Annotated in this window: 21 protein-coding genes and 1 pseudogene; 10 read left to right on the forward strand and 12 right to left on the reverse strand. The window is 32.9% G+C overall.

The window, feature by feature from the left end:
- The first annotated feature begins 27 nt into the window (after positions 1-27).
- Positions 28-669, forward strand: coding sequence for a ComF family protein (locus ACQH1V_RS04360; protein ID WP_425359995.1), 642 nt, complete (start codon positions 28-30; stop codon positions 667-669).
- Positions 670-985: 316 nt separating this feature from the next.
- Here ACQH1V_RS04360 and ACQH1V_RS04365 read toward each other — a convergent pair whose 3' ends face one another.
- Positions 986-2,128 carry a penicillin-binding protein activator gene (locus ACQH1V_RS04365; protein ID WP_094648977.1) on the reverse strand — a complete coding sequence of 381 codons (1,143 nt, stop codon included), beginning with the start codon at positions 2,126-2,128 and terminating at the stop codon, positions 986-988.
- A gap of 49 nt (positions 2,129-2,177) precedes the next feature.
- Between ACQH1V_RS04365 and rsmI the strand changes: the two genes are divergently transcribed.
- Positions 2,178-3,032, forward strand: coding sequence for a 16S rRNA (cytidine(1402)-2'-O)-methyltransferase (gene rsmI / locus ACQH1V_RS04370; RefSeq protein ID WP_425359996.1), 855 nt, complete (start codon positions 2,178-2,180; stop codon positions 3,030-3,032).
- Here rsmI and ACQH1V_RS04375 read toward each other — a convergent pair.
- From ACQH1V_RS04375 to ACQH1V_RS04395, 5 genes are all read right to left on the reverse strand, one after another.
- Positions 2,913-3,557, reverse strand: a complete 645-nt coding sequence (locus tag ACQH1V_RS04375) for a hypothetical protein (protein ID WP_425359997.1) — start codon at positions 3,555-3,557, stop codon at positions 2,913-2,915. The two genes, rsmI and ACQH1V_RS04375, sit on opposite strands and share 120 nt — an antisense overlap.
- A gap of 106 nt (positions 3,558-3,663) precedes the next feature.
- The gene (locus tag ACQH1V_RS04380) at positions 3,664-4,230 is read right to left on the reverse strand and encodes a hypothetical protein (protein WP_425359998.1); all 567 of its coding nucleotides are present in this window, start codon (positions 4,228-4,230) and stop codon (positions 3,664-3,666) included.
- A gap of 253 nt (positions 4,231-4,483) precedes the next feature.
- A complete protein-coding gene (locus ACQH1V_RS04385; RefSeq protein ID WP_341749402.1) occupies positions 4,484-5,233 on the reverse strand; it encodes a hypothetical protein in 750 nt (249 codons plus the stop codon).
- Between the two features lie 39 nt (positions 5,234-5,272).
- Positions 5,273-6,175, reverse strand: coding sequence for a hypothetical protein (locus tag ACQH1V_RS04390; RefSeq protein ID WP_425359999.1), 903 nt, complete (start codon positions 6,173-6,175; stop codon positions 5,273-5,275).
- A 138-nt stretch (positions 6,176-6,313) separates the two neighbouring features.
- Positions 6,314-7,462 carry a hypothetical protein gene (locus tag ACQH1V_RS04395; RefSeq protein WP_425360000.1) on the reverse strand — a complete coding sequence of 383 codons (1,149 nt, stop codon included), beginning with the start codon at positions 7,460-7,462 and terminating at the stop codon, positions 6,314-6,316.
- 173 nt (positions 7,463-7,635) lie between these two features.
- On the opposite strand from ACQH1V_RS04395, the gene ACQH1V_RS04400 reads away from it, so the two are divergent.
- On the forward strand, positions 7,636-8,682 hold the full coding sequence (locus ACQH1V_RS04400; protein WP_425360001.1) for an IS110 family transposase: 1,047 nt from the start codon (positions 7,636-7,638) through the stop codon (positions 8,680-8,682).
- Positions 8,683-9,288: 606 nt separating this feature from the next.
- On the opposite strand, the gene ACQH1V_RS04405 is transcribed toward ACQH1V_RS04400, so the two are convergent.
- The 4 genes from ACQH1V_RS04405 to truB all read right to left on the reverse strand — a co-directional run bounded on the left by ACQH1V_RS04405 (position 9,289) and on the right by truB (position 13,791).
- Positions 9,289-10,233 carry an N-acetylmuramoyl-L-alanine amidase gene (locus ACQH1V_RS04405; protein WP_425360002.1) on the reverse strand — a complete coding sequence of 315 codons (945 nt, stop codon included), beginning with the start codon at positions 10,231-10,233 and terminating at the stop codon, positions 9,289-9,291.
- Positions 10,234-10,298: 65 nt separating this feature from the next.
- Positions 10,299-12,542: a polyribonucleotide nucleotidyltransferase gene (gene pnp / locus ACQH1V_RS04410; protein ID WP_375330287.1), complete on the reverse strand. Its 2,244-nt coding sequence runs from the start codon at positions 12,540-12,542 to the stop codon at positions 10,299-10,301.
- Between the two features lie 65 nt (positions 12,543-12,607).
- On the reverse strand, positions 12,608-12,877 hold the full coding sequence (gene rpsO, locus ACQH1V_RS04415) for a 30S ribosomal protein S15 (RefSeq protein WP_341749302.1): 270 nt from the start codon (positions 12,875-12,877) through the stop codon (positions 12,608-12,610).
- A 20-nt stretch (positions 12,878-12,897) separates the two neighbouring features.
- Positions 12,898-13,791, reverse strand: coding sequence for a tRNA pseudouridine(55) synthase TruB (gene truB / locus ACQH1V_RS04420; RefSeq protein WP_425360003.1), 894 nt, complete (start codon positions 13,789-13,791; stop codon positions 12,898-12,900).
- Between the two features lie 518 nt (positions 13,792-14,309).
- Here truB and murC point away from each other — a divergent pair.
- The 7 genes and pseudogenes from murC (at position 14,310) to ACQH1V_RS04455 (ending at position 21,879) form a co-directional block, all read left to right on the forward strand.
- Positions 14,310-15,761, forward strand: a complete 1,452-nt coding sequence (murC, locus tag ACQH1V_RS04425; protein WP_341749300.1) for a UDP-N-acetylmuramate--L-alanine ligase — start codon at positions 14,310-14,312, stop codon at positions 15,759-15,761.
- A gap of 56 nt (positions 15,762-15,817) precedes the next feature.
- Entirely contained in the window at positions 15,818-16,711 is an 894-nt protein-coding gene (gene murB / locus ACQH1V_RS04430; RefSeq protein WP_094649061.1) for a UDP-N-acetylmuramate dehydrogenase, read from the forward strand.
- A complete protein-coding gene (locus ACQH1V_RS04435) occupies positions 16,704-17,669 on the forward strand; it encodes a D-alanine--D-alanine ligase (protein WP_425360004.1) in 966 nt (321 codons plus the stop codon). The genes murB and ACQH1V_RS04435 overlap by 8 nt, the downstream gene beginning before the upstream one ends.
- Complete coding sequence (locus ACQH1V_RS04440; RefSeq protein WP_341759491.1) at positions 17,666-18,460, forward strand: cell division protein FtsQ/DivIB; 795 nt, start codon at positions 17,666-17,668, stop codon at positions 18,458-18,460. Before ACQH1V_RS04435 ends, ACQH1V_RS04440 begins: the two co-directional genes overlap by 4 nt.
- A gap of 5 nt (positions 18,461-18,465) precedes the next feature.
- Positions 18,466-19,704 (forward strand): cell division protein FtsA, encoded by a 1,239-nt coding sequence (gene ftsA / locus ACQH1V_RS04445; protein ID WP_341749296.1) that lies wholly within the window; start codon positions 18,466-18,468, stop codon positions 19,702-19,704.
- A gap of 186 nt (positions 19,705-19,890) precedes the next feature.
- On the forward strand, positions 19,891-20,655 hold the full coding sequence (locus tag ACQH1V_RS04450; protein WP_425360005.1) for a hypothetical protein: 765 nt from the start codon (positions 19,891-19,893) through the stop codon (positions 20,653-20,655).
- A 175-nt stretch (positions 20,656-20,830) separates the two neighbouring features.
- Positions 20,831-21,879, forward strand: a pseudogene (locus ACQH1V_RS04455) (IS110 family transposase).
- Positions 21,880-22,180: 301 nt separating this feature from the next.
- On the opposite strand, the gene hemH reads toward ACQH1V_RS04455, so the two are convergent.
- On the reverse strand, positions 22,181-23,284 hold the full coding sequence (hemH, locus tag ACQH1V_RS04460) for a ferrochelatase (protein WP_425360006.1): 1,104 nt from the start codon (positions 23,282-23,284) through the stop codon (positions 22,181-22,183).
- Positions 23,262-24,281: a uroporphyrinogen decarboxylase gene (gene hemE, locus ACQH1V_RS04465; RefSeq protein WP_425360007.1), complete on the reverse strand. Its 1,020-nt coding sequence runs from the start codon at positions 24,279-24,281 to the stop codon at positions 23,262-23,264. The genes hemH and hemE overlap by 23 nt, the downstream gene beginning before the upstream one ends.
- Positions 24,282-24,512: the final 231 nt, after the last annotated feature.

The raw sequence follows: 24,512 nt of genomic DNA on the forward strand, positions 1-24,512 counted from the left end.
CCAGCAAGATGCTTGTCTTGTATCGAAATGACTGAAACTAAAGAGGATTTTTGTCAAAATTGTTGGAAAAAACTTGATTTTATTACAAAACCCTACTGTATTATTTGTGGTAGTAGATTAGATATATCAATTTTAGATAATATGTGTTGTGCAAAATGCTTTCAACATAAACCTTGTTATGATAAATCTCGTAGTCTAATTAAATTTAATGAGCATAGCAAAAAAATAATTCATGCCTTTAAATACCAGGATAAAACTATTCTTGCTAAAACTTTTAGTAAATTATTTTATACACACTATAATAGTGAAATTCAAGACATTGACTTAATTATTCCAGTTCCCATGAATAGGTTCAAGAGGTTGTTTAGAATGTATAATCCTGCTTTGATTCTAGCCTTAGAAATTAGCAAATTAGCAAGAAAGTCGTTTAGTACGGATGTATTAATTAAGTCAAAATGGACTAAATCTCAAACATTTTTATCTAAAAAAGAACGAGAAAAAAACTTATCAAATAGCCTTATACTCAATAAAAAATATCAGATTATAGGTCAAAAAATATTATTAGTAGATGATGTATTGACCACTGGAACTACAGTTAACAAATGCGCTAAAATCTTAAAAGATTCTGGAGCTGAATGTGTTTATGTTATGACAATTGCCATGACATAAATAGCATACCCTACAATTTTTTATTTATTTCCTTATGATGAGTAAAAAAGCTGACTGCTAAGCGTTATTGCGAGGAGCTGCTTTAGTAGCGACGAAGCAATCCATGAGAATTAGTATAAATATATCAAGACTATATGGATTGCTTCGGAGGCTTACGCCTCCTCGCAATGACGTTTTTATGCTGTTTAATACTTATAGAATAAAAATTGTAGGGTACTAAGGTGGCTCGCTAATAGACGACTTTTCTACTTTCATTTTCTTAAACTGACGCTTATGCGTCGCTCCTGTTAGCCAATTCTCCTGAGTTGACTATACATTAAAAATTGTCAGCACTTTTTGAAATAGTGCTATACAAGCCATTTTCTTTCTTAATTATATCGTACTCTCTTTGGGCTATTGAATCGATAAAGTGAATATTACCTGATATACCAATATATGGAGCTGTACTATTCAACGCTGCTAAAAATCGTTCTTCCGTAAAGTTAGTATCTATATATTTTGATGTTATTTTTCCTAAATCATAAGCCACAGCGTGCATGAAAGATAAATGATTAATGCCTATATTTTTAGCTCTCTCTATTATATTACTATTTACAATATTTAATGAACCAGTAAAGATAATATCCACCGGTTCAGAATAATCAATATTTATTCTGTTATCGCCTATTATAATTGCTTTTTTATCTAAATTATGCTTATGAATACTATCAAAAAGCAAATTTAGATTTTTACCATCATCCGACAGATAAATTACAGGTTTAGTTTCTGTATCCTCCATTTCATTTAAATTATCAACAGTATTTGAGACAGTTAACACCGCTTTTTCTATTGATTCTGGTATATTAGCATAAAATTCACTCCGCACTAAGGTAGAATTTTTCTGAATTAATATATTTTGAATAAGTTGATTTGTTGTTTGTGCATGACGCCCTGAAGGTAGCAGGGCAATAAAATTTTTATAATCATTATCTGCAAAGTAATTAATTATTTTTGTAAGCTGCTTTGATGGAGCATGCCCAAATACCAAAAGTTTCTGGTCTGCCAATACAGGATTATTAGACATGGTAATTATAAAAATGTTATGCGTTTTAGCTTTATTGGCAATTAGAGAAGTAAGGTTTGAATATAATGGCCCTAGAATAATTTTTGTTTTACGAGCTAATATTTTATCCATTGCAGCAAGTACCTGCTGCTCATTAGAGCCATCATAAGAAGTGACATGGACATAAGTTTTTAAACCATCTTCTAGACCCATTTTAATTAATTGGTTATATTGTCTACCTAATGTAGAATTTTCTCCCGTTAGAGGCATTAAAATTGCCACTTCTAGAGTTTCTTGCACAACTTCTTTCGTTGTAGGAGTAACAATAGCCTCTTTATTAGATTGGCAAGAAAATAAAGAGACAAGACATATAAATGATAAGGTGATATTTAAAAATTTTTGCTTTATACTGTTCATAATACTTACTTTATCTTAATTAGGGATAATTGGCAATTGGGGTTAAATCATGATCTTTAAACCAGGACTATATATTGTTTCAACACCTATTGGTAACTTAGATGATATAACATTTCGGGCTTTAGAAGCACTAAAAAACTCTACAGTAATACTGTGCGAGGATACCAGAATATCAAAAAAATTACTAGTAAAACATAATATAAAGACCAAGTTACAAGTATATAATGATCATAGTGATAATCAGTCAAGAGAGATTATTTGCAGGCTCATTGATAATGGAGCAATAGTCAGCCTAATATCTGATGCTGGAACACCGTTAATTTCTGACCCTGGTTATAAACTAGTTAGGCAGTTGAGAAAACTTAATTATCACATAGATGTTATACCTGGCGTTTCTGCATTAACCACCGCTATACCCATTTCTGGATTACCGTCAGATCGTTTTTTATTTGCTGGATTCTTACCAAAAACCATTGAAGGTAAAAAGAAGATTTTCACAGAATTAGCTAGCATAAAAGCAACTTTGATTTTTTTTGAAACTGCTAGCAGAATAGAGCAATCGTTACATACGGCTTTTGCTGTTTTTGGTAATAGAGAAATATGTATAGCACGTGAACTTACTAAATTGCACCAAGAAGTAAAGTCAGGATTAATAGAAAACGTTATAAATTTCTATAAACAGAATATTATCAAAGGGGAAATAGTATTGCTAATTTCCGGTGTTTCTGAAGAGGCTAATGCAGCTAATCTAGCAGATGACTTAGAAAAATTTATACATTTATACTTATCTAAAGGATGGAGTGCCAAAAGTATTACAGATACGGCTAATGAAAATTTCAGCAAAAGCTACAGCAAGAAAGAAATATATGCTATAGTGAATAAAATCAAGAGCTTGAGTGAATAATTCCATAGCTATTATGCTATCTTGTAAATTACTACTATAAAGTTCAGGATTATCATAAGTAGCAATCTTAAACTTTTCAATAGCTTCAATTGCTAAATGGTTACGTTTACCATCAATCAGCTTGGCTTCTGTATGGCTGATATGTCCAGCTAAAGATATTTTATATTCATTAATTTTAGCTTGCAACATCCGCCTGGTCAGTGGGTTTTTGGCTTGTTGTAGATAATCTACAGCCCGCTTATCATACTTGCCTAAAAAATACTCGATAAACGGTTTGTTATTTTCTGAAAAATCCGGATGAAATTCATCAAATTGCGTCAAGCAACCAAAACCACCAGTTTTGTTATCGCTAACTACCTCAATATTACTCTGTGATTGATGCAAATGTGTAGTGGTCTCTTTAATAAAATCCGCCCATAAATTAGGCATTTCTACGCTAGCATCTTTCTCCAGTTTACGTATCAAATAGCCTTTAGCTTCTTCATTAATCTTCTGACTTATCCCAGCTATAACTTGCCATTTCATCTTTTTGCCATTCCATCTTATTTGGTCACTTTTTTATTAAACTATAACAGATTTTTATCATCCACTAATAGCTATTGCCATTATTTTTGCAGTATTCTTATTTTTTTTACTTGTCTATTATACCTTCATTAATTCTTGATATCTTAGCAAGATCAAATACCCCGTTTAAAACCGTACCAAGATTCTGCCAAGGTGAGGCTGACTTGATCGAACTAATATTACGGTTAATTGCTTCCTTGTTTAAATCAACCATTGCCGTATTTAAGTTTGATCTTGGTCTTTGGTGAAAATGTTCAGCTTCGACGCTTCTTGCCTTCATCTCATCCATGTAAGCCATATGCCTTAGCAACAAGCCAGCTGAATCAGTGCCAGTGATACCAATACCAGTTTTCAGGATATTATAGCCCAGCTGCTGGCGATTATATAACTGCTCCTGCCTCAGCATGTCGACATGATAGCTTGATATTGCTCCATATTCCGCAGTTCTTTCGATTAGTTGTTGACGGTCAAACCTAACATTCTCTTGTTGTTGTCTTAATAAATGCCGCTGCTCATATAAAGATTGCTTAGTTTTCTCTTTGTTACTCCTGAGTTGGGCATAAGTATTAAATAAAGATGCTCCTGTAGCAAATATACTCTCTCCACTCGAGAAAAAATTTAGAAGATTAAACATTGGTATTTTTTACCTTTTAAAGATTTTTAGCTATTTAATTTGTTGCAAAAATATGTTATACTATAACTAGTATTAGTTGTGTAATGTGCTGAAAAATCTGCCTAACTGGGGGCATTTTTAGCAGTCGATTCTTTCGAAGAATAGGGCATTATCCGATTGGTACTTGGACTGGGGAACTCGGTTGGCGTTATGACCCCTATATTACTAGGGGTCTCTTGCTTTAAGGAAAAAAAGAAAGAGCTTCTTCTTTTCACTAATTCGTAGATAAGAATTCATTCACTGATACTTGCAATTCTCCTATGATCTCTGTTACCAATTCATTGTTTTCTAGTGGAGTAGGTGATTGGTTCCATTTCCAATATGGATAATAGGGAACCAAACGATCTAAATTTTCCCTTCCGTCTACCTTACCAGCTTTGTCACCAGACATCAAAATAATTAACTCAGTATCAACAAAATATTTATCACACTGAAAATAAACTTCCCCTGGAATGATTATATTTGTTATCTCATTGCAATCTTGGGCTAAAATGGCTATTTTAAAGCTATCTTCTAGCAATTCTTTTTTCCCTTCTTCTTTAGCCCAGTTACATAAAACAGAAAGAAAAGAAGCTAAACCTCTTCCCATTTGAGTATATTCTACAATAACAGTTTGTTGCCCTGCTTTAAAGGAGTCAATAATAGAATCTGGATCCATATTAATGGATTTCAAGTAAACGCGGTAGTTTGCTTCATTGCCCTTGTCTATTGTGAATTCTTTCTTAAATTCCTGCTCTAACTCCGATTTTTTGTAAAACTTACCTGAAAAGGCTATATAATCAAATATTGCCTCTGAATGATGGCTAGCTTTAACTAATAATTCTTCTGCCTTTACAAACCATGCTGGACTTTGTCCCAAAGAAAAAATCCTGCTATTGGGGTAAGATTCAGTAATTTTATTAGCTATTTCTACTATATTATTAAAATTTTCTGGTTTATCATACCAATTAACTTGTTTAGACATAAGAACCTCCTTTAAAGTGTTGCTTCTATAGTACTAATTTCATTGTATACCTCCTTTATAATTTGGCAAGATTTTTGCCTTAGCATAGATTTTTAATATACTAACAGGATAAGGTTTATCGACCTTAAAAGTCACATCAATATCAGTTTTAATTTCCCCGTGCATAATAAAATTTACCCAACCTGATTGGTAAGGAGTGGTAAATAAGTCACATGCTTGTTTAGTAGCTGTTGATGTTGTTAAATATTTCTTATCATTGACCAATCTAATCAATGCATCACTATCCACATATCTACTGTTAATATGTTGCCGATTTATTTGCCCATTATCAAGCCTTTCTTCAATATAACCACCTTTACTATTAAAGACCTTCAAGCCAAGTTCTGCATCTTTTTTCGGAGCATGTTCTACTTCATCTGGGAATATCAAGGGGAAAGTCTGTAATATCGAAGAATAAGGAAAACCTACCGACAAATGTCTTACCGGATGTTTTAGCTTAATCAGCTCATTATCGATAATTCGTAAATCATGTAATTCTTCATCACCAATAATAGACACAGCTATTTTCTGAAAGATTGGTAATATAGTGGCAATATTCATTTGTTGGAATGATGGCAGACAGTTGCGAGCTATACTACTTAATTCATAACCACCAATATCAGGAAATAGTTTTTTAAAAACTGGAAAGTATCTTTTTGATAAAAGTAAATATTTCTCTAATTTTATGCTCTTCTCATCTTCAAGAATATCTTTCAGTAAAGCCGGATGAAAGCTTGGCATAATTAACTGACAATATTCAATAATGTTCCGCTGCAAATAAGCCAGCCCTTCTTTGAGTTCTTGCATTTGCTCAAATATTTTACCCGCTAGTGGATCAGTATAATCTTCTTCGCTATATACCGACGCTCTAGAGGACGATAATAGACTTCCTGGATAACTCAATCTAGTTGGTGATTTTGTCGTCGAAACTCGCCTTCGTTCCTCACGTACGTCTATGTACGCTGCGGTACTCGGCTTCGTTTCTCCTAAAAATCCCTCAACTATCTCTGACTTATCCAGGAAGTCTAATGAGGAGTCGCACTATCTTGCCATTACCGGTGCCATTCTGTCGGCTACTTCATCTACAACATTATCGATAGTTTGACTAAAACTATCAGACAAAATATATTCCCGAACATCTTTACTTAATGGTTTATCGAGTATGATACTTCTTAGACAAACAACTATTTCTTCTCGCCTCTTAAAATTGGTTAGCTCATTAATCTTGTTATCATTATGTATTTGCTGTAATTTATCGATTAATTGATTGGTAATAGTTGATAATTTATCATTTATTTGTTGCTTGTTAGTATGTTGATCAAACCCAGTAATTTGCTGGCTAATTAATTGTTTGCTTTGCTCACCAAATATATATTTAGTCAGTTCTGGATGAGCAATATTTAGCAATTCTGGGTAAAAATCCACTCCAGTTTTGGCAAAAAACTTTTTTAAATTAACTAGCAGTCCGGATTTTTTATCATTATCCTGCTGGGCATAATATAGCAATATTTTCTTATTGATATGGCTAACTGCTGATCGCATTTCTTGTATTTCTCTACTTATTTCAAACTGTAGATCGATATTCTGCTTGGCAGTTGCCATAATGTCTTGTACCGTACCAGCAATGAACTTGATTAGCTCGGTATTTAGCTTTTTTATTTGCAAACAAATAGTTGGACGGAAAGAAAAAGCACTATTAGGTAGATATTCCATTAAGCCACCATCTCTTAAAATAGCTGGTACATCACCTTCATTTAGTCCTTCCACCGCTTCAATAATATCCCCACCAAGCCGCTCACCATCATATAATAATTGCTCGATTGTCACAAAGCTTTCAGGATTATTTAAAAATATATTGTCTAATTCCGCATAAATACGCGAAAATATTCGATGATAGGCAAAAGATATCGCCAAAATATTCATAATCTTAGGCAAATAATTTTGATAATATTTTTGTAAAAAACTCTCTATTTCGGGTCTATATTCATCATAATTAGCAATTAGCTTGTTTTTGTATTTAAAAGAATTACCAACATTATCTAACTTAAGTTTTAAGATAGTTTCTGCTTGAGCTTGTACAATATGCTCTAGCTTAGTGATATCACCTCTAAACTCATAAGCACTATCGTCCTTTAATACTTGTATCATTGACCGATAAGCCGCATTCTCTCCAGGCTGTTTGGTTGTCATTCCTGCGAAAGTAGGTATCTAAAAATGCCATGAGGTATAATAGATTCCGCACCGAAGCGGGAATGATGGTATGGACGAGTGAAGCGAAATATGCTTTACTTGTACGGAGTCAGCTGAAAAATAGTTTTCAGCTGCTCCAAATTAAATAATAATTTAATTAATAGATCCATACCATGATAAATAATAGCATAAAAAATACTATAATAGGAATAGATTTAGCAAAAAATAGTATGCACTTGGTGCAAGTCGATCAAAATGGCAAAAAAATAGGTTACCAAAAAGTTACAAGAGATGAGTTAATAGCCTATTTAAGCAATCTCGATAAAAGTTCATTGGTAGCTATGGAGGCATGTGGAGGAGCTAATTATTGGTCACAGGAAATTGCTAAGCTTGGTTTGCAAGTCAAACTAATGAAAACAAAAGATGTAAAAGTTTATGCTACATCGAAACAGAAAAATGATTATAACGATGCGTTAGCAATATGCAAAGCGGCTCGTGATCCAGAATTAAAAACTGTGCTACTAAAAAGCAAGGAGGAACAAGATATAAAATTCTTGCATAAAATTAGAAGTAATACGATCAGAGATCGTGTGCAAAAAACTAATTCTACAATATCAAGTTTATGTGAATATGGCTATAATACAAAATTAAGTAAAAATAAATTTTGCAAATCATGTAGGCTGGAGGTAGAGTTAGCGTATAGTAAAGGTTATATAAATTCTGGGGTAAGGTCAATTTTACTTTTAGAATGTAAAGAAATTGAGGATTTATGTGACAAAGAAAAAACTTTAGAAAAGCTGATTATCAGCAATAATAAGCAAAGTGAGAAAGCTACTAGGTTGCAGACAATTTTTGGCATTGGAGCAATCAATGCTAGTTGTTTGAGTGTAGCCCCAATGGAAAGTTATCCAACCCCGAGGGATTTTGCTGCTTCGCTTGGTTTGGTACCAAAGCAACATAGCTCAGGAGATAAGATAGTTTTAGGAGGGATTACCAAACAAGGAGATAGATATGCCAGAACTATGTTGATTCAAGCCGCAAGGACAATAGCAATAAGAGCAAAAAGTGATAAGGAATCAAAAGATAAACTAGTGCAGTGGGCAGTGAAGAAATTTGCTGAAAATAAATCATATAATATTATATGTGTTGGTTTAGCAAATAAGTTAGCAAGGATTGCTTATGCAGTAGTCACCAATGGTAGCGAATATGTTGCAAATTAGTTTAGTTGGAAAAAAAGAAGAAACTATGTCAACTAAATAAAAATTGGTAATTGATAAATATTGTGAGTAAAGAATAGTAACAATAAAGAGAACGAAAGTTAAAGAGTTAATGAATAAGTATTCTGAATAAAATCCGTAATTATGTCGAGGCTCTAGAAGCCGTGGGAATGAGAGGTCACTCAAGGATATTTATAAGAATGCAGAAACCATTATGGCACTTGATGCCGAATATATGACCGCTTCCTTTGTGGCTCTATTTTTTTATTTTCTTTGTTGACAAATTCACTCGTCCATATATGACAAATTTTGCGTTTAAAGATAGATGTCGTGACTCGGATATATTCAAATTTCCTTCAAACAACCTACTATTTATAAGCTCTGCAAAAAAACTTGATTATCGAGTTATAGGCGTCGCTCCCGCTCTTAGCCCCAAATTCTCCTGGATTGACTATATTTTCCGGCGAGAATAGATATGATTTTTGTAAGAATAGTGTGCCTATTTCAAAAAAATCATGTTTATTCACAGCCCAAAAGAGCCAAATATAGAATTACTTTAGTTATTGTAGGCAGCCTCCTAACATACTATGATTCTAACCTCATAAACAATTAACTCAGAATATCATCTAATACGGCTTGACTATTTTCATTCCACTCCCCTAATACTCCTCTTGCATCAGGATCGTTTGAATTTTGCCAAAGATGCTCATCATACATGCTATTAAGATAAGGATTATTTATAATTTCCGATCCAAAGTAATGTAAATTGAAAGAAAGCATATTGGACAACGTAGCAGAATCCAAATATCCTTCATCACCTTTTGTCATTCCTATCATTCCCAATTCTGCAAATTGTTGTTGTATATCTTCTACGACCTCTTTAGAGTCAGCTTTCTTCTTCCATGATACTATAACTTCAGGGTAATCTTTAAGCTCTACGTCAGACCATAAACCCAAATTATGCTTAGAGAATTCTTTCCATGGAAAATATGGACCAGGTGCAATATGCCTTCCTACAGCCCAATCTGCTAAACCAACTATATTCGCACTCTCAATTTTATATTCATCACGTAAATATTTAGTTAGCAACAGGTTAGCTTCAATTTGCTCTGCCGTTAGAGGTTCTTTACCGCTATTTATAGACATGATACTTATGCAATAATCATTCATAACATTCTTCATGTCATTTGGTATATCTTTATTTAACTTACTACCGGTTTTTAAAGATCCCTTTCCTGCAGCCCAAGGACTTTTACTATCCGGAACCAACTGATATATTAAACCATCTGTATCTATAATGTAATGCACAGATACGCCTGAACTTCTTAATTGAGTAATGTCTTGTCCCTCACGAAAAATCATTTTAGAAAATGCACTATTTAAAGAGCCAACAGAATAAGTCTGCATAATATATTGAGGAGAGGAGCCTTGCCTATCCGTGTAAAAATTACATTTATTATCTTCTATGCCTTTTTCCTGTCCTTTTGAAGCAAGTGAAAATCCTTCTGCATTATTTCTTAAATAATCTGTCAATATTTCTGGTTTTTTTGACATAACTTCTCCTCCTAAATTAAGTAGAACTTTAAGTTTAGTATTGATTTTTTATTAAGTCAATAGTCTTAATTAAAGTATTTCCGTTCTTTAGTTACTGTTTCATCTTCATTAGATGGTTTGTTATTTTGCCATTTTTTGGCAGATTCCCGTTTATTGTTATTAATATCAGCGTTATCTTTATAAGGCTCAGATTTATGATTAGTCGTAACGTTTGGAGTAACGGTAGCGTCAATATTTTTTATGGTTAACTTGGCTTTGCCTTTATTGTCAAAACCAATAAGTTTAACTTTTACCACATCACCATGTTTTAAAACACTAGACACAGACTCAATACGTTCCTTCGAGATTTCACTAATATGGATAAATCCATCACGATTACCTAAATAATTGATAAACGCTCCGGATTCTAATATTTTGACAACTGTTCCATTGAATATACCGCCAATTTCAGGTTCAATGGCAATTAACTTAATCTTGGCAATTGCCATATCTAGCTTTTCTTTGCCTATCGCAGAAACGGTTACATTACCATCGTCACTTATATCAATTTTAGCTGACGTTGTATCACAAATTTCACGTATTACTTTACCACCAGGTCCTATAACATCTCTAATTTTATCTTTATCAATTTTAAAGCTATAAATACAAGGAGCGTATTGGCTAACATGGTTATTGGTTTTATTAATAGCCTTATCCATTTCTTGTAGAATATGAATACGACCACTCTTTGCTTGAACTAAAGCCTGCTTCATTATTTCAAATGTTACGCCAGATATCTTAATATCCATTTGTAGGGCGGTTATGCCTTCCGTACCACCAGCTACTTTAAAATCCATATCTCCAAGATTATCTTCATCCCCAATAATATCAGATAAAATTACAAATTTATCGCCTTCTTTTATCAAGCCCATAGCAATACCTGCTATAGGGGTTTTGATCGGCACTCCAGCATCCATAAGCGCCATTGAACCGCCGCAAATAGTAGCCATGGATGATGAGCCATTACAGGAGGTAATTTCTGACACTACCCTAATGGTATAAGGGAATTGTTCTTTAGTTGGCAACATGCGGTTAATGGCTCTCCATGCTAGTTTGCCATGACCTATTTCTCTGCGACCAGGAGCCCTTACTGGCGTTGCTTCTCCTACTGAATAAGGAGGGAAAATATAGTTGAGCATAAAACGCTCTTTATATTCGCCGTCTAAACTATCAATAATTTGTTCATCTTGACCAGTGCCAAGTGTAGTAACTACTAAACTTTGTGTTTCTCCTCTAGTAAATAAGCTTGAACCATGTGTTTTTGGCAATATCGCAATTTCACAAGCTATGTTTCTTATGTCGGCAGGCTTTCTGCCATCTATACGAGTATTTTTCTTTAATACGTCCTGACGCAGTACTTCTGATTCTACTTCTTTAAGAGCAAATTCAATTTGTGAGTTAGTAAGATTATTATTCGCAATATCTTCTGCAAAGTGCCGCTTAATTATATCATAAATGTTCTTTACCGCTAATAGTCTTTCTTGTTTTAATTTAATAGCAAAAGCCCGCTTAATATCTTCTTGCACTATGCTGCTAATTTGTTCTTTTAAGCTAGCAGGGAACAAGCTAGTAGGCTGTAATTTAGGTTTTCCAGCAATTTTTACTAAGTCATTAATCAATTCGATTACAGGCTGTAATGCCTTGTGACCAAACTCAATAGCTTCTAACATTTGCTCTTCGGACAATAGATCAGCTTCAGACTCAACCATCATAACTGATGTGTCAGTTCCTGCCACTACTAAGTCTAGTTTACTAGTCTTTAACTGGTTAAATGAAGGGTTTAGGATAAAATTACCATCTATCAAACCGACTCTGCTGGCTGCTACTATATGTTGATATGGTGCTGCAGATAAAGCTAATGCAGCAGATGCTCCAATAATTGCTAATATATCACTATTACACTCAGGGTCATATGAAAGAACAGTACAGATTACTTGCGTTTCATTAAGAAAAGCTGGGTGAAATAATGGTCTAATTGGTCGATCAATCAAGCGTGAGACTAATACTTCTTTTTCCGATCCTTTACCTTCTCTTTTAAAAAACCCCCCTGGTATTTTACCAGCAGCAAATGCCATTTCTTTATAATGGATAGTAAGAGGAAAGAATCCTATTCCTTCTTTTGGCTCTTTGGCACTTACGGCAGTACACAATAAGACAGTTCCTCCCATTTTTACCATAACTGCTCCATCAGCTTGACGAGCAATTTTACCAGTCGTTAATTCAAGTGTTCTTCCACCTAATTCTATTGTTTTAACTATTTCTTCAAACATTCTTTTTCCTTATTTAATTAACAAAAAAACCCGGCTAATTTTTGATTCTTTAGCCGGGTTTTATTTTACTTTCTTATTCCTAGTTTATTGATCAACGACAAATATCTGCTTAAACTTTGTTTTTTGATGTAATCTAATAATCGACGTCTACGACCAACTAACATTAATAATCCCCTTCTCGAGGAAAAATCTTTGTGATTAGTTTTAAAATGCTCTGTTAAATTGCTGATTCTTTCAGTTAGAATTGCACATTGCACTTCACTAGAACCAGTATCATTTTCTTTAGTAGCATATTCTGCAATTAATTGTTGCTTACGCTGTGTTGTAACCGACATCAGTAATCTCCATGTTTATTTTATAGGTTAAATACTCGTAAAGAATTAAAGCAATTTTCACTCAAGCTACCAATTGCCAACAGAGAGTCTTGATATCGAATCCAAACTAATTCAATCTTTTCAAGACAATCAAAATAACATTTCTGACCATAAATAATTTTTTTAGCTTGGTCAGTAGTAGCATCAAGTACCAGGATGTCGTCCAGTACTGCTTCAATTTTTATACTTCTTTTTTCAAGGAATTCTTTTATTCCTTGATTTTGTTCATCAAGTTCTGTTAATTTAATAGCATTACATGCTGTAAATATTCCAACTTTAGTACGCTGTAATTCTAGCACAAATGCTAAACTTTGCAAGGATAAAGCAATATCTTCTGCTAAAGTTCTTACATACGTTCCCTTAGAGCATTCTACCCTATAGGTAGCTTGATTATTTTGATGATCAAAATTAAGGCATTCCAAATTATATATTTGGATATTCCTAGGGGTTAATTCTACTGCCAAATTTTCTCGGGCTAATTTATAAGATCTAACACCGTTAACTTTTATCGCAGAAAAGGCAGGGGGACGCTGTTTAATCGTAGCTATGAATTTTTTACAGATATTATGACAATCGGTTTCGTTAGGAATATGATCAGTAACAGCTATTACTTTACCTGAGGCATCTGCTGTATCAGTTTGTTTACCAAACTGCACCGTAAAAATGTAGGTTTTTTTTGCATCTACCAGAATTCGTACTAATTTTGTTGCTTCACCAATTGCCAAAGGTAATACCCCTTCCGCTTCAACATCTAAGGTTCCGCAATGACCAACTTTAACTCCTAAAAGGTTTTTTTTAACTATAGAAACAAGCTTTGCTGAGCTGATACCCTTAGGTTTATAGATATTAAGCCAATAATTATTATGATGAAACATCAGTAGCATTCCTTGTATTTAGATTTACTATCTCACCTTACGCATAAACTTCATGACAATTTAAAAATTCCAAAAGAGTACAGACGCTATTAGCAAGACCACTACGTGGTCGTGGCAATTGTAAGTTAAAAGTATGATATAATAGATATTGAAGTCAATGTAAATAATGATTTACTCACCTTACTCATGGCATTTAAAAGTAATATAGAAAATAGCTTGGCGTCATTGCGAGAAGCTACTTTAGTAGCGACGAAGCAATCTAATGAATGTGGATTGCTTCGACCACGTAGTGGTCTCGCTAATAGCGTTTTGTACTTTTCCGGAATTTTTAAATTGTTATGTAGTTTATGCGTAAGGTGAGTATATAATCAGATATAATATTACTTCGTCATTGATTTTTTACAATATTTTTCTAATAACGCTTAGTGTACGCTATAATTGTTGTATACTCATCATTAGAGCTTGACCTTTAGTTAAAAACTGATTATGCAAGAGATAGACAATTAATTATTATATACATGTTTCTATTAGAGTTAAAAAAAATAAATGGGACTCTTGACACTATGCATTTTATCGGCATTGGGGGAATTGGTATGAGCGGCATTGCCGAAATACTACATAATCTCGGATATAAAGTGCAAGGTTCTGACATAGCCGAAAATTATAATACCACAAGACTAGAAAATAATGGTATTAAGGTTTTCCTTGGTCATCAAGCTCAGAATATTACTGATGTTTCATATGTAGTGGTCTCGTCGGCTATTAATAAAGATAATCCTGAAATTCAGGAAGCTATACGTAAAAAAATACCAATAATTAGGCGAGCTGAAATGCTAGCTGAATTAATGAGGCTAAAATGTTCCATAGCAATTTCTGGTTCGCATGGCAAAACTACGACTACATCACTCGTTGCCTGTTTATTTGAAGCGGCTGGGCTTTGCCCAACGCTAATTAATGGTGGTATTATTAATAATATATCCACCAATGCATATCTTGGATCTGGGAATTATCTAATAGCTGAAGCTGATGAATCTGATGCAACTTTCATTCACATACCATCAACGATCGCAGTAATAACTAATATCGATCCGGAACATCTAGATTTTTATAAGGATTTTGATAGTTTAATTAAAGCTTTTAAGAGTTTTGTAACTAATTTACCATTTTATGGTTTTGCCGTGGCTTGTATTGATCACCAAATTGTTAGAAAACTAGTAAATGACATATTTGAGCGTAGAATCATAACTTATGGAATAGACTCAAATGATGCCAACATACAAGCCTTTAATTTAAACTCTGATATTGAATCATCAACTTTTGATGTGCGAATTAGTCTACCTAACGTAAATGGGGTAACAACTATCGAACACATCACCTTACCTACTCCGGGAAGGCATAATATCCTTAATGCTCTTGCGGCTATCGCGATAGCCGTAGAGCTTGATTTTGGTATTAAAATTATTAAAAATGGATTTAATAGCTTTAAAGGGATAAAACGCAGATTCACTAAAGTAGCCGAATATAATAACGCTACGATAATTGATGATTATGCTCACCATCCGGAAGAAGTAAAAGCTACACTTGCTACGGCAAGAAATATTGCTAATAAGCAAAATAGTAAAGTTATAGCAATCTTCCAACCACATAGATACTCAAGGGTTAAATATTTGTTTGATGATTTTATAACTTGCTTTTTTGATGCTGATCAGCTGTATATCACAGATATATATGCTGCCGGTGAACAGCCAATAGACGGTATAACGGGAAGAATTTTAGTAGACAAAATCAAGGATACTAAATCTCATTCGATGGTATCATTTATCGAGAATCACCAGGATATAGCTGGTCTTATTGCCAAGGAAGCTATGCCAAATGATATAATAATTATGATGGGTGCTGGAAGTATTTCTGCTTGGGCAAATAATTTGCATCAGCAATTTACCCAAGAACGTCATTGTGAGGAGGCGTAAGCCGACGAAGCAATCCAAAAATTAGAATAAATCTGTAAAGTAGATATTTTATAATTATGCAAATAGCTGGTGAATATAAAAATAATTACAATTTAAGTCATTTAACTTGGTTTAAAGTTGGTGGACCTGCGGAGATATTTTTTAAACCATTAGATTCATCAAGCTTAGCAGATTTTGTCGCACAAAACCAACAACAGAGACCAATAACTGTTTTAGGGGCTGGATCAAATATTATTATTAGAGACGGTGGTATAGAGGGGGTTGTGATAAAACTTGGTCAGAATTTTACTAATATAGAATTAATGCCAGACCACCAATTACCGGCAGGGCAACTATCGGTAGGAAGTAGTTGCCTTAATTTTAATCTTGCTAAATTTTGTCAAATACATTCAATTACTGGTTTTGAGTTTCTAAGCGGTATACCAGGTACTATAGGTGGTGGAGTGGTAATGAACGCCGGTGCCTATAACTCGGAATTTAAAGATATTATCCTAGCAATTGAAGCAATAGACTCTAGAGGTAATTTTATTACCATCCCTAACGAAGAAATAGGTTTTAAATATCGAGGTAATAATTTACCACAAGATTTGATTATAACCAAAGCTATATTTAAGACAACGATGGGGGACAGTAATATGATCCTAGAAAAAATGAATGAAATAAGTAAAAACAGACTAGCAAGCCAACCAATTAAAGAACGTACTGGTGGTAGTACATTTGCTAATCCAGAAAATCATAAAGCATGGCAACTAATCGATAAAGCCGGCATGAGGGGATACAAAATTGGTGGTGCTTCCATCTCGCAACTACATTGTAACTTTATGATAAACCATGGCAATGCCTCTGCTGGTGATTTAGAAAATCTTGGGGATCTTGTTAAAAAAAGAGTATTTGAAAATAGTGGAATTGATCTAAAATGGGAAATTAAAAGAATAGGGAAATATGCATAAATATCAAACAAGTTTTATTGCTAATTCTAAGGTTACAATATTGAGTGATAAAGGAAAAAAACATGTGGCGGTAGTAGGTGGCGGTATGTCGGCTGAACGAGAAGTTTCTTTAGTATCATCTTCGGGAGTTAACAAAGCTTTGGTAGATAGTGGATATAAAGTTACTTTTATAGATATGGGAGTAGACATTGCCTCGGTACTTTTACAGATAAAACCGGATATAGTTTATAATTGTTTACATGGTACTTATGGCGAAGATGGTTGTTTGCCTGGGTTACTCAATATCTTGCGAATTCCTTATACTCATAGTGGGGTTCTCGCTTCTTCTTTAGCATTTAGTAAAATACATGCAAAAGCATGGTTTGTTGCTAATGATATTAAGGTAGCCAAGCATATTGTCGTTAATAAATCTGATAACATTAAGGCTGATCCTATGCCAAGACCCTATGTTATAAAACCTATTGCCCAGGGATCAAGTATAGGCGTTGAAGTAATATTTGCTGAAGATGATTTTAACTTTGCTGATTATGATTTTCCTTATGGTGATCAGGTAATGATTGAAGAATATATTAAGGGGCGAGAAATGCAAGTAGCCGTTTTAAACGGCGAATCCTTAGGGGTATTGGAAATAAAACTCCTGAAACAGCGTTTTTATGATTATGATACTAAATACACTGATGGATTTGCCCAGCATTTATGTCCAGCTCCATTACCACAAAATATATATAATGAGTTACTAGAAGAGTCGGAAAGAATATATCAAACCATGAATTGTAGAGGTGTGGCTAGAGCAGAGTTTATTTTTGACGAAAGTAAGAATGAAATTTTTACTATAGAAATTAATACCCATCCTGGTATGACTCCCTTATCGATTATACCAGAAATAGCTGCTTTACAGGGGATAGACTTCTGCTCGTTAGTGGAAAGAATCTTAGAAACAGCATGTATTGACACATGAAGAGAAATAAAGCGTCTAATAAGAAGAAAAAAGCCAATATACCTTTACGACGAAAGTTGGCAATGGTGTATATTAGAGCGGTATTTTTTATTAAAATTACCCTAGTAGTTTTGTTGTCTTCATTTTTCTTTACCAACTATTTTGCTCCTGTAAGGCAAGAAATTATCCAAAATATTTATGAATTCACTTCTGATATTAGCTTTAGACTTGAAAATGTTTTAATAGAAGGGCAATATAATACTAAGGAAGAAGATATATTAGCAACTTTAAATGCTGATAAGGGTACGCCTATTCTTTCTTTAGACCTAGGAACAATAAAGAGTAATTTGCAACGCAATCCTTGGATTAAAAATGTTGTAATTATTGAGAGAAGATTACCTAATACTATTTACATAAGATTAACTGAGAGAGTGCCAATTGCTATCTGGCAATTTAACGAGAAAGTTTTCCTTATTGATGAAGAAGGATATAAAATTACTACTGATATAGGTACTTTCACTAATCTTCCTCATGTTGTAGGATTGGATGCTAATATTTATACTAACAAATTAATTCAAGATTTAGCAAAATACCCTGAACTAGCTAAGAAAATTGTCTCTTCGGTACTTTATGGGAAAAGACGATGGAATTTAAATCTAGAGCAAGGTATAACTGTTAAAATGCCAGATTCTGGGTTTGATCGTGCTTTAGATTACCTTGCAGGATTGGATATGAAAAATCTATTATTTAATCAAAATTATAAAACTATAGATTTACGAGATTTGAGTAAGTTTTATATAGAAAAATATTAAGAATTATGAAAGCCAGATTGTCTAACTTTTTAACTCTTGACCTTGGTAGTAGTAAAATAGCTTGTATTGCAGCATATATTGATAAAAGAGAAGATGCAAGAATAGTAAGCCAAGTTCTGCATCACTCAAAAGGTATTAAATCAGGAGTCATATTAGATTTAAAAGATGCGGAAAATAGCATAGTCGGAGCGATTTACGCATTAGAAAAAGATTGCGGTAAAAACATAAAAAAAATAACTATATCACTAACAGGCTATGGCACTAAGTCTTATTATGCAAATAGTAAAATAAAACTTTCTAATCAGCCAATTTCACCACAAGATATCAAAAAACTTATCAAAAAAGCCTTATTGGAATTCAAAATTAAAGACCAAGAAATTATTCATTATTTCCCTATAGAATTTACTCTTGATAATAATAATGCTATTGAAGATCCAATCGGAATGTTTGGCAAAGAATTAGGGTGTGAATTACATATTATCACAGCAAATTTTAATATGCTAATGAATATTACCAATTGTTTTGCAAAATGTCATGTGGAAATAAATAATATTATATTAGCAATTTATGCGTCAGGAATTGCTTGTCTTTCAGAAGATGAAAAAAATCTTGGCTCTATCATAATCGATATGGGGGCAAGAACTACCTCTTTTGGCGTGTTTGTCTCAGGCAAGTTAATATATACAAGCTACATAGATATAGGTAGCTTTCATATTACATCTGATATAGCAAAAGTCTTCTCAGTAAGCCTGAACGTTGCAGAAAAACTTAAGATTCTCTATGGTAATGCCATGCCATCTTCTCTTGATAAAGATAATATTATTAATTTAGAAGATTTTGAAATGGAAATTCCTGACAGTGGTAGACCAGCAATTACCTCAAAATATCTTGCATGCGTCATCAGTCCAAGAGTAGAAGAAATATTGTTGATGGTTCAAGCTCAGCACGATAGAGTTGTGGCAGGCAATATGGTCGCCTACCGCATTGTTATTACCGGCGGAGGAGCGATGCTCCGGGGAGTAAAAGAGCTAGCAAGTAAAATTTTTGAGAAACAAGTACGAATTGGTAAACCGGAAATTTTACCAGGTTTTGCTGAAGATTATAATCCCCATATATATTCCACTGCTATAGGTATGGTAAAAACCCAATCTTTAAAAATACAAAAGAATAATTTTGATATTAATGATAATAATGATGCTAGTTGGTTTAAAAAATTTCTAATCTGGCTAAAAGAAAATATCTGAAAATAATCATTACATAATTGTCACTAAACTTGATATTTCCAATAATTTTTTTCACAAAAATACTTTACATATCAAATATATTTCTATATCATATAGAATATATCGTTTTATAAAAAGAGGCTCAGTATTGACTGTAGCTATTTGTCTCAACGAAAAGGATAACATTAAATTTATAAGGCAAATATTATGACTAGACTTACTGACATTATTAAAGATATGCGTGCAGGAGTAGATATTAAGAAAATAGATTTGTATAAGAGCGGGATAGGCAATGAGGAAGTTAAGTTATTATTGCAAGCCTTAGAGAAGTATAATAACACCGTAACGGAGATAGACTTGGACGGCAACAGAATAACCAATGAGGGTGCTGGGTTGATAGCACATTTCTTAGAAGAAAATAGTTCTGTAACGTATATAGATTTGAGCAACAACAAGATAGGCAATGAGGGAGCTAGGTTGATACTAAAAGCTATAAGGAAAAACAACACCTTGACGAAAATAAATTTGCATAACAACAAGACTTTGTCTACTAACAAGATAGACTATAGCATACAAGAAAGTATAGATAAAATATTAGAAAAAAATAGAGTACGAGCTGAAGAAGCCAAGGCTGAAGAAACCTTATCTAAGAAGAGCGATCAAGGAATAGATTCGATACAAGAAAAATTACCTGTTACTGGTACAAAGCTAGAAGAAAACCAAAATATCTCCAAAGGAATACAACAATTGAAACAGGATATGCAGGATGGTATTCTGGAACTTATTATACAGAAATTAAAGGAAATGGATCAAAAATTAGATGTCGTGATAGGAGAAGTAAAGCTGCTATCTAAGGAGCAATCCTCAATGCAAGTAGGGCAAACACAGCTGACAGAAAATAGCTTAGGAACAGGGGAGCATCCGGAATTGTTATTAGGTGTTGTAGCCGAGCAATATTATAGCCCCGAATAGGTTGTTGATATTGTTATAGTCAATTGATGAGAAGTTGGTGACGTTGTTACTCGTCGCTCCTGCTACCAAATTCTCCTGAATTAATGGTATGAACCTACCCTATATACAGAATGAGAAGCATATGCTAATCTTCTAGGATAGGAAATGAATCCTAAACAACAATAAGGAGACCTATATGGAAGTTACCACAATTGGTATAGATATTGCAAAAGAATTTTTCAAATTCACGGTGTAGATAAAAATGGTAAGACAATATTAAAGAAAAAATTAATGAGAGAGCAGGTTCTAACTTTTATGGCTAACTTACCAAAATGTCTAGTAGGCATGGAAGCTTGCGGTGGAGCTAGCTATTGGGCAAGAGAATTAACAAAATTAGGTCATACTGTAAAACTAATAGCTCCACAATTTGTTAAGCCTTATGTTAAAACTAATAAAAATGATCAAGCAGATAGCGAAGCAATATGTGAGGCAGTAGCGAGACCTAATATGAGGTTTGTGCTTATCAAAACTGTAGAGCAACAAGATATTTTATTTATTCATAGGGTAAGGCAACGATTGGTAAAAAATCGTACTGCACTTGCTAATGAGATCAGGGGATTATTACATGAATTTGGTTTTGTTATACCGCAAGGAATTAATAAAATTATGACAAAATTAACTGAGATTTTAGATGAAGGAGCTTTAAGCCAGCTAAGCTATCGAACGTTTAGTGAGTTAAAAGAAGAATTTCTAGAGAATGATAAAAAAATAAAAGAATTAGAACAAAGATTAAAAATTATAGCTAGCCAGTATAGTAATCACCAACAACTAATGACGATACCAGGTATAGGGTTAATTACTGCTACAGCCTTAATAGCGTCAATAGGTAATGCTAGTTGTTTTGAAAATGGCAGGCAATTATCAGCATGGCTAGGATTAGTACCAAGGCAACATTCTAGTGGTGGCAAAGATAAGTTGCTTGGCATTAGTAAAAGAGGTGATATATATTTACACACTTTGTTGATTCAAGGAGCAAGAGCAGTACTGAATAGTAAAATAAGATTTACCACGGAAGAGCAAAAATCTAAAAAAGATTATAGCAAGTTTACCGAGTGGATGTTTAATTTATCTGAACGAAATGGGCATAATAAAACAACTGTTGCAGTAGCTAACAAACTAGCAAGGGTGGTGTTTGCGGTACTCAGTTCAGGCAATGATTATACCGAGAGTAAAGTTTGTAGCTAAAGAATTGGTACAAACTAGTTGTTGACGAGAGAATATTATAGGTAAATAGAAATTTAATAGATTCTAATCCGGAATATGCGAAAGAATGATAATATTGATGGTAAATAAGACGAACCTTAGCTTACGAGAAAACTGAAATAGTCAATGGCTCTTTAGAAGTCGATGAAATGATAAGTATAAGTTTGTAAGCCAGCGAATTCCATCAGGGCTATAGGGTAAATTTAAGGTAATTTATTAACTATAAGCCGAATACATGACTGCATTCGATTTTTTTGCTGTTATATATTATTTTTTTCTTGCATTATCGGGTAGGTTCATACATGACTATACAAGGACACATAGTAAAATTACCAGGACATATTTTCCTGTTAATTGAACTACATATCAAGTTTTTCGTTTCTTCTCCACAATCAATTAAATTTGATATCATCTTAGTTAGACTATTAATAAATAATTCATTTACCCCCACAGTGGGAGTTCTAATATATTCTATCCCATATTTGTCAGCTATTTTTCTATATTCAATATCTAATTCTACTAATGTTTCAACATGCTCTGATACAAATGCTATTGGAACTATTATAAGAGGTTTATTTTCTTTACCAGCTATTTCAATTTCATCCTCTGTGTTAGGTTTTAACCATTCCACCGGACCAACACGGCTTTGATAAGTTATTTTATAATCTAAATTATCTATGTTAAGATTAGACACTATATTTTCTACAGTTTTTTCAATTTGCCATTGATAAGGATCACCTGCTTTTATTATTTTTGTAGGCAATCCATGAGCTGAAAATAATATGCGAAAAATACCTTTGTTTTTTAACTTTTTTAATGATTTTTTTATTAACAGTAAGTGAGATTTAATAAATTGATCATCAATGGGATAACAACAAATAGTTTTAATTGGTATATCTAAATTTGAATGTATATTTTTTTGGAAAGAAGATACAAAATCTTTAATCGAAGACCCAGTAGTAGTGCTAGAAAAATGTGGATATAATGGTAATAATATTATTTCTGAAGGATTATATTCATTTATTCTTCTTACGGCTTCTTCAGAATTAGGAGAAAAATGACGCATTGCTATAAAAACTCTAAAATCATCATTTATAGTATTTTTTAACTTTTCTATAATGGCATCTTTCTGAGATTCTGTTTCCTGTAAAATAGGTGACTTATTACCTATTAGAGAGTATATTTTTTGAGATTTTTTATTTCTGGTAATTGATATTATTTTAGCAATAATAAATCTTAGAGGATTTGGTAGATTAATAATCGCTCTGTCATAAAATAAATTAAATAAGAACTGCTTAACTGAGCTTAAACTCTCTGGTCCACCAAGATTAAAAAGTACAATAGCTACTTTTTTTTGAGAGATTTTAATATCTAAATTTTCTGACATAATTAACTAAAAACTCAACATTTTCAACTGGTGTATTTGGTAATATACCATGTCCAAGATTAAATATAAAGTTATTTTTTTTAAAATTTAAAATTATTTTACTAACTTTTTCCTCAATAATCTCTTGATTAGTAAGTAATATAAAAGGATCTAGATTACCTTGTACAATAATTTTTTCGCTCCATAATTTCATAGAACTAACCGGTACAAATTGATCCACCCCAATAACATCTACACCAGTATTATTAATATATTTTTCATATAAAAGCCCAGAACCTCTTGGAAAACCTATAATCGGTAAGTAAGGAAATTGTTCTTTTAAAGCTATTACTATTTTTTTTGTTGGTTGTATAACAAACTGGTCATATTCTGTCTCTTCTAATATCCCTGCCCATGAATCGAATAATTGTACTAAGTCCGCTCCAGCTCTTACTTGTCCTATTAAGTGGATAATAGTCTTCTCAGTGATAAAGTCTAGAAGTTCTTGTGCTAAATTATTATTTTCATAAATAAATCTTTTACTTGTCTCAAAATTTTGTTTACCTCTTCCTTCAAGCATATAAGTCATTACCGTCCATGGACTACCGGCAAAGCCTATTAGTACAGTATCAGTTGGCAAATTTGCTTTAATTTTATTTATTATCTCATAAACTACATTTAATTTTTCACTAGAATTTTCTTTAAGATATTTAAAATCTTCTTTTGATTGAAATTTACGTAATATTGGTCCTATATTTTCTTCAAATTTAACATCCCAGCCTAGTGCATCAGGTAAAACAAGAATATCAGAAAAAACTATAGCTGCATCAAAATTATATCTTCTTATGGGTTGTAAGGTAACTTCTACAGCCTTATTAACATCATAACATAAATTTAGGAAATCACTAACAGTTTTTCTTATTTTTTGGTATTCAGGTAAATATCTACCAGCCTGACGCATTAGCCAAATTGGAGTATAATTATTATTTTTCTTAAAAGTTTGTAATATCTGGTTCATAAATATAGTCCATATTAATCTATATAGTTATATAGTATTTTTTTAGTTGTTGTAGAGATTGTTTATATGTAGATATATTATATATACACGTAGTTATACACATTTTTTATTGTTAAATTACTTAGTATAATATATTGATTGTAATTATTACTCACATTATTTATATAATTATTTTTTAAGTGGATAATTATAGTAATTTATGTGTTTAAAGTTAGGAAACGTGATGGATAT

Origin of the sequence: Candidatus Tisiphia endosymbiont of Ceraclea dissimilis, from assembly GCF_964030735.1 — a bacterium.
Classification (GTDB): Bacteria; Pseudomonadota; Alphaproteobacteria; order Rickettsiales; family Rickettsiaceae; genus Tisiphia.

Coding starts and splice junctions, on each gene's coding strand:
- ACQH1V_RS04360 (WP_425359995.1), top strand. CDS start 28: ATGACTGAAACTAAAGAGGATTTTTGTCAAAATTGTTGGAAAAAACTT.
- ACQH1V_RS04365 (WP_094648977.1), bottom strand. CDS start 2,128: ATGAACAGTATAAAGCAAAAATTTTTAAATATCACCTTATCATTTATA.
- rsmI (WP_425359996.1), top strand. CDS start 2,178: ATGATCTTTAAACCAGGACTATATATTGTTTCAACACCTATTGGTAAC.
- ACQH1V_RS04375 (WP_425359997.1), bottom strand. CDS start 3,557: ATGAAATGGCAAGTTATAGCTGGGATAAGTCAGAAGATTAATGAAGAA.
- ACQH1V_RS04380 (WP_425359998.1), bottom strand. CDS start 4,230: ATGTTTAATCTTCTAAATTTTTTCTCGAGTGGAGAGAGTATATTTGCT.
- ACQH1V_RS04385 (WP_341749402.1), bottom strand. CDS start 5,233: ATGTCTAAACAAGTTAATTGGTATGATAAACCAGAAAATTTTAATAAT.
- ACQH1V_RS04395 (WP_425360000.1), bottom strand. CDS start 7,462: ATGACAACCAAACAGCCTGGAGAGAATGCGGCTTATCGGTCAATGATA.
- ACQH1V_RS04400 (WP_425360001.1), top strand. CDS start 7,636: ATGATAAATAATAGCATAAAAAATACTATAATAGGAATAGATTTAGCA.
- ACQH1V_RS04405 (WP_425360002.1), bottom strand. CDS start 10,233: ATGTCAAAAAAACCAGAAATATTGACAGATTATTTAAGAAATAATGCA.
- pnp (WP_375330287.1), bottom strand. CDS start 12,542: ATGTTTGAAGAAATAGTTAAAACAATAGAATTAGGTGGAAGAACACTT.
- rpsO (WP_341749302.1), bottom strand. CDS start 12,877: ATGTCGGTTACAACACAGCGTAAGCAACAATTAATTGCAGAATATGCT.
- truB (WP_425360003.1), bottom strand. CDS start 13,791: ATGTTTCATCATAATAATTATTGGCTTAATATCTATAAACCTAAGGGT.
- murC (WP_341749300.1), top strand. CDS start 14,310: ATGTTTCTATTAGAGTTAAAAAAAATAAATGGGACTCTTGACACTATG.
- murB (WP_094649061.1), top strand. CDS start 15,818: ATGCAAATAGCTGGTGAATATAAAAATAATTACAATTTAAGTCATTTA.
- ACQH1V_RS04435 (WP_425360004.1), top strand. CDS start 16,704: ATGCATAAATATCAAACAAGTTTTATTGCTAATTCTAAGGTTACAATA.
- ACQH1V_RS04440 (WP_341759491.1), top strand. CDS start 17,666: ATGAAGAGAAATAAAGCGTCTAATAAGAAGAAAAAAGCCAATATACCT.
- ftsA (WP_341749296.1), top strand. CDS start 18,466: ATGAAAGCCAGATTGTCTAACTTTTTAACTCTTGACCTTGGTAGTAGT.
- ACQH1V_RS04450 (WP_425360005.1), top strand. CDS start 19,891: ATGACTAGACTTACTGACATTATTAAAGATATGCGTGCAGGAGTAGAT.
- hemH (WP_425360006.1), bottom strand. CDS start 23,284: ATGTCAGAAAATTTAGATATTAAAATCTCTCAAAAAAAAGTAGCTATT.
- hemE (WP_425360007.1), bottom strand. CDS start 24,281: ATGAACCAGATATTACAAACTTTTAAGAAAAATAATAATTATACTCCA.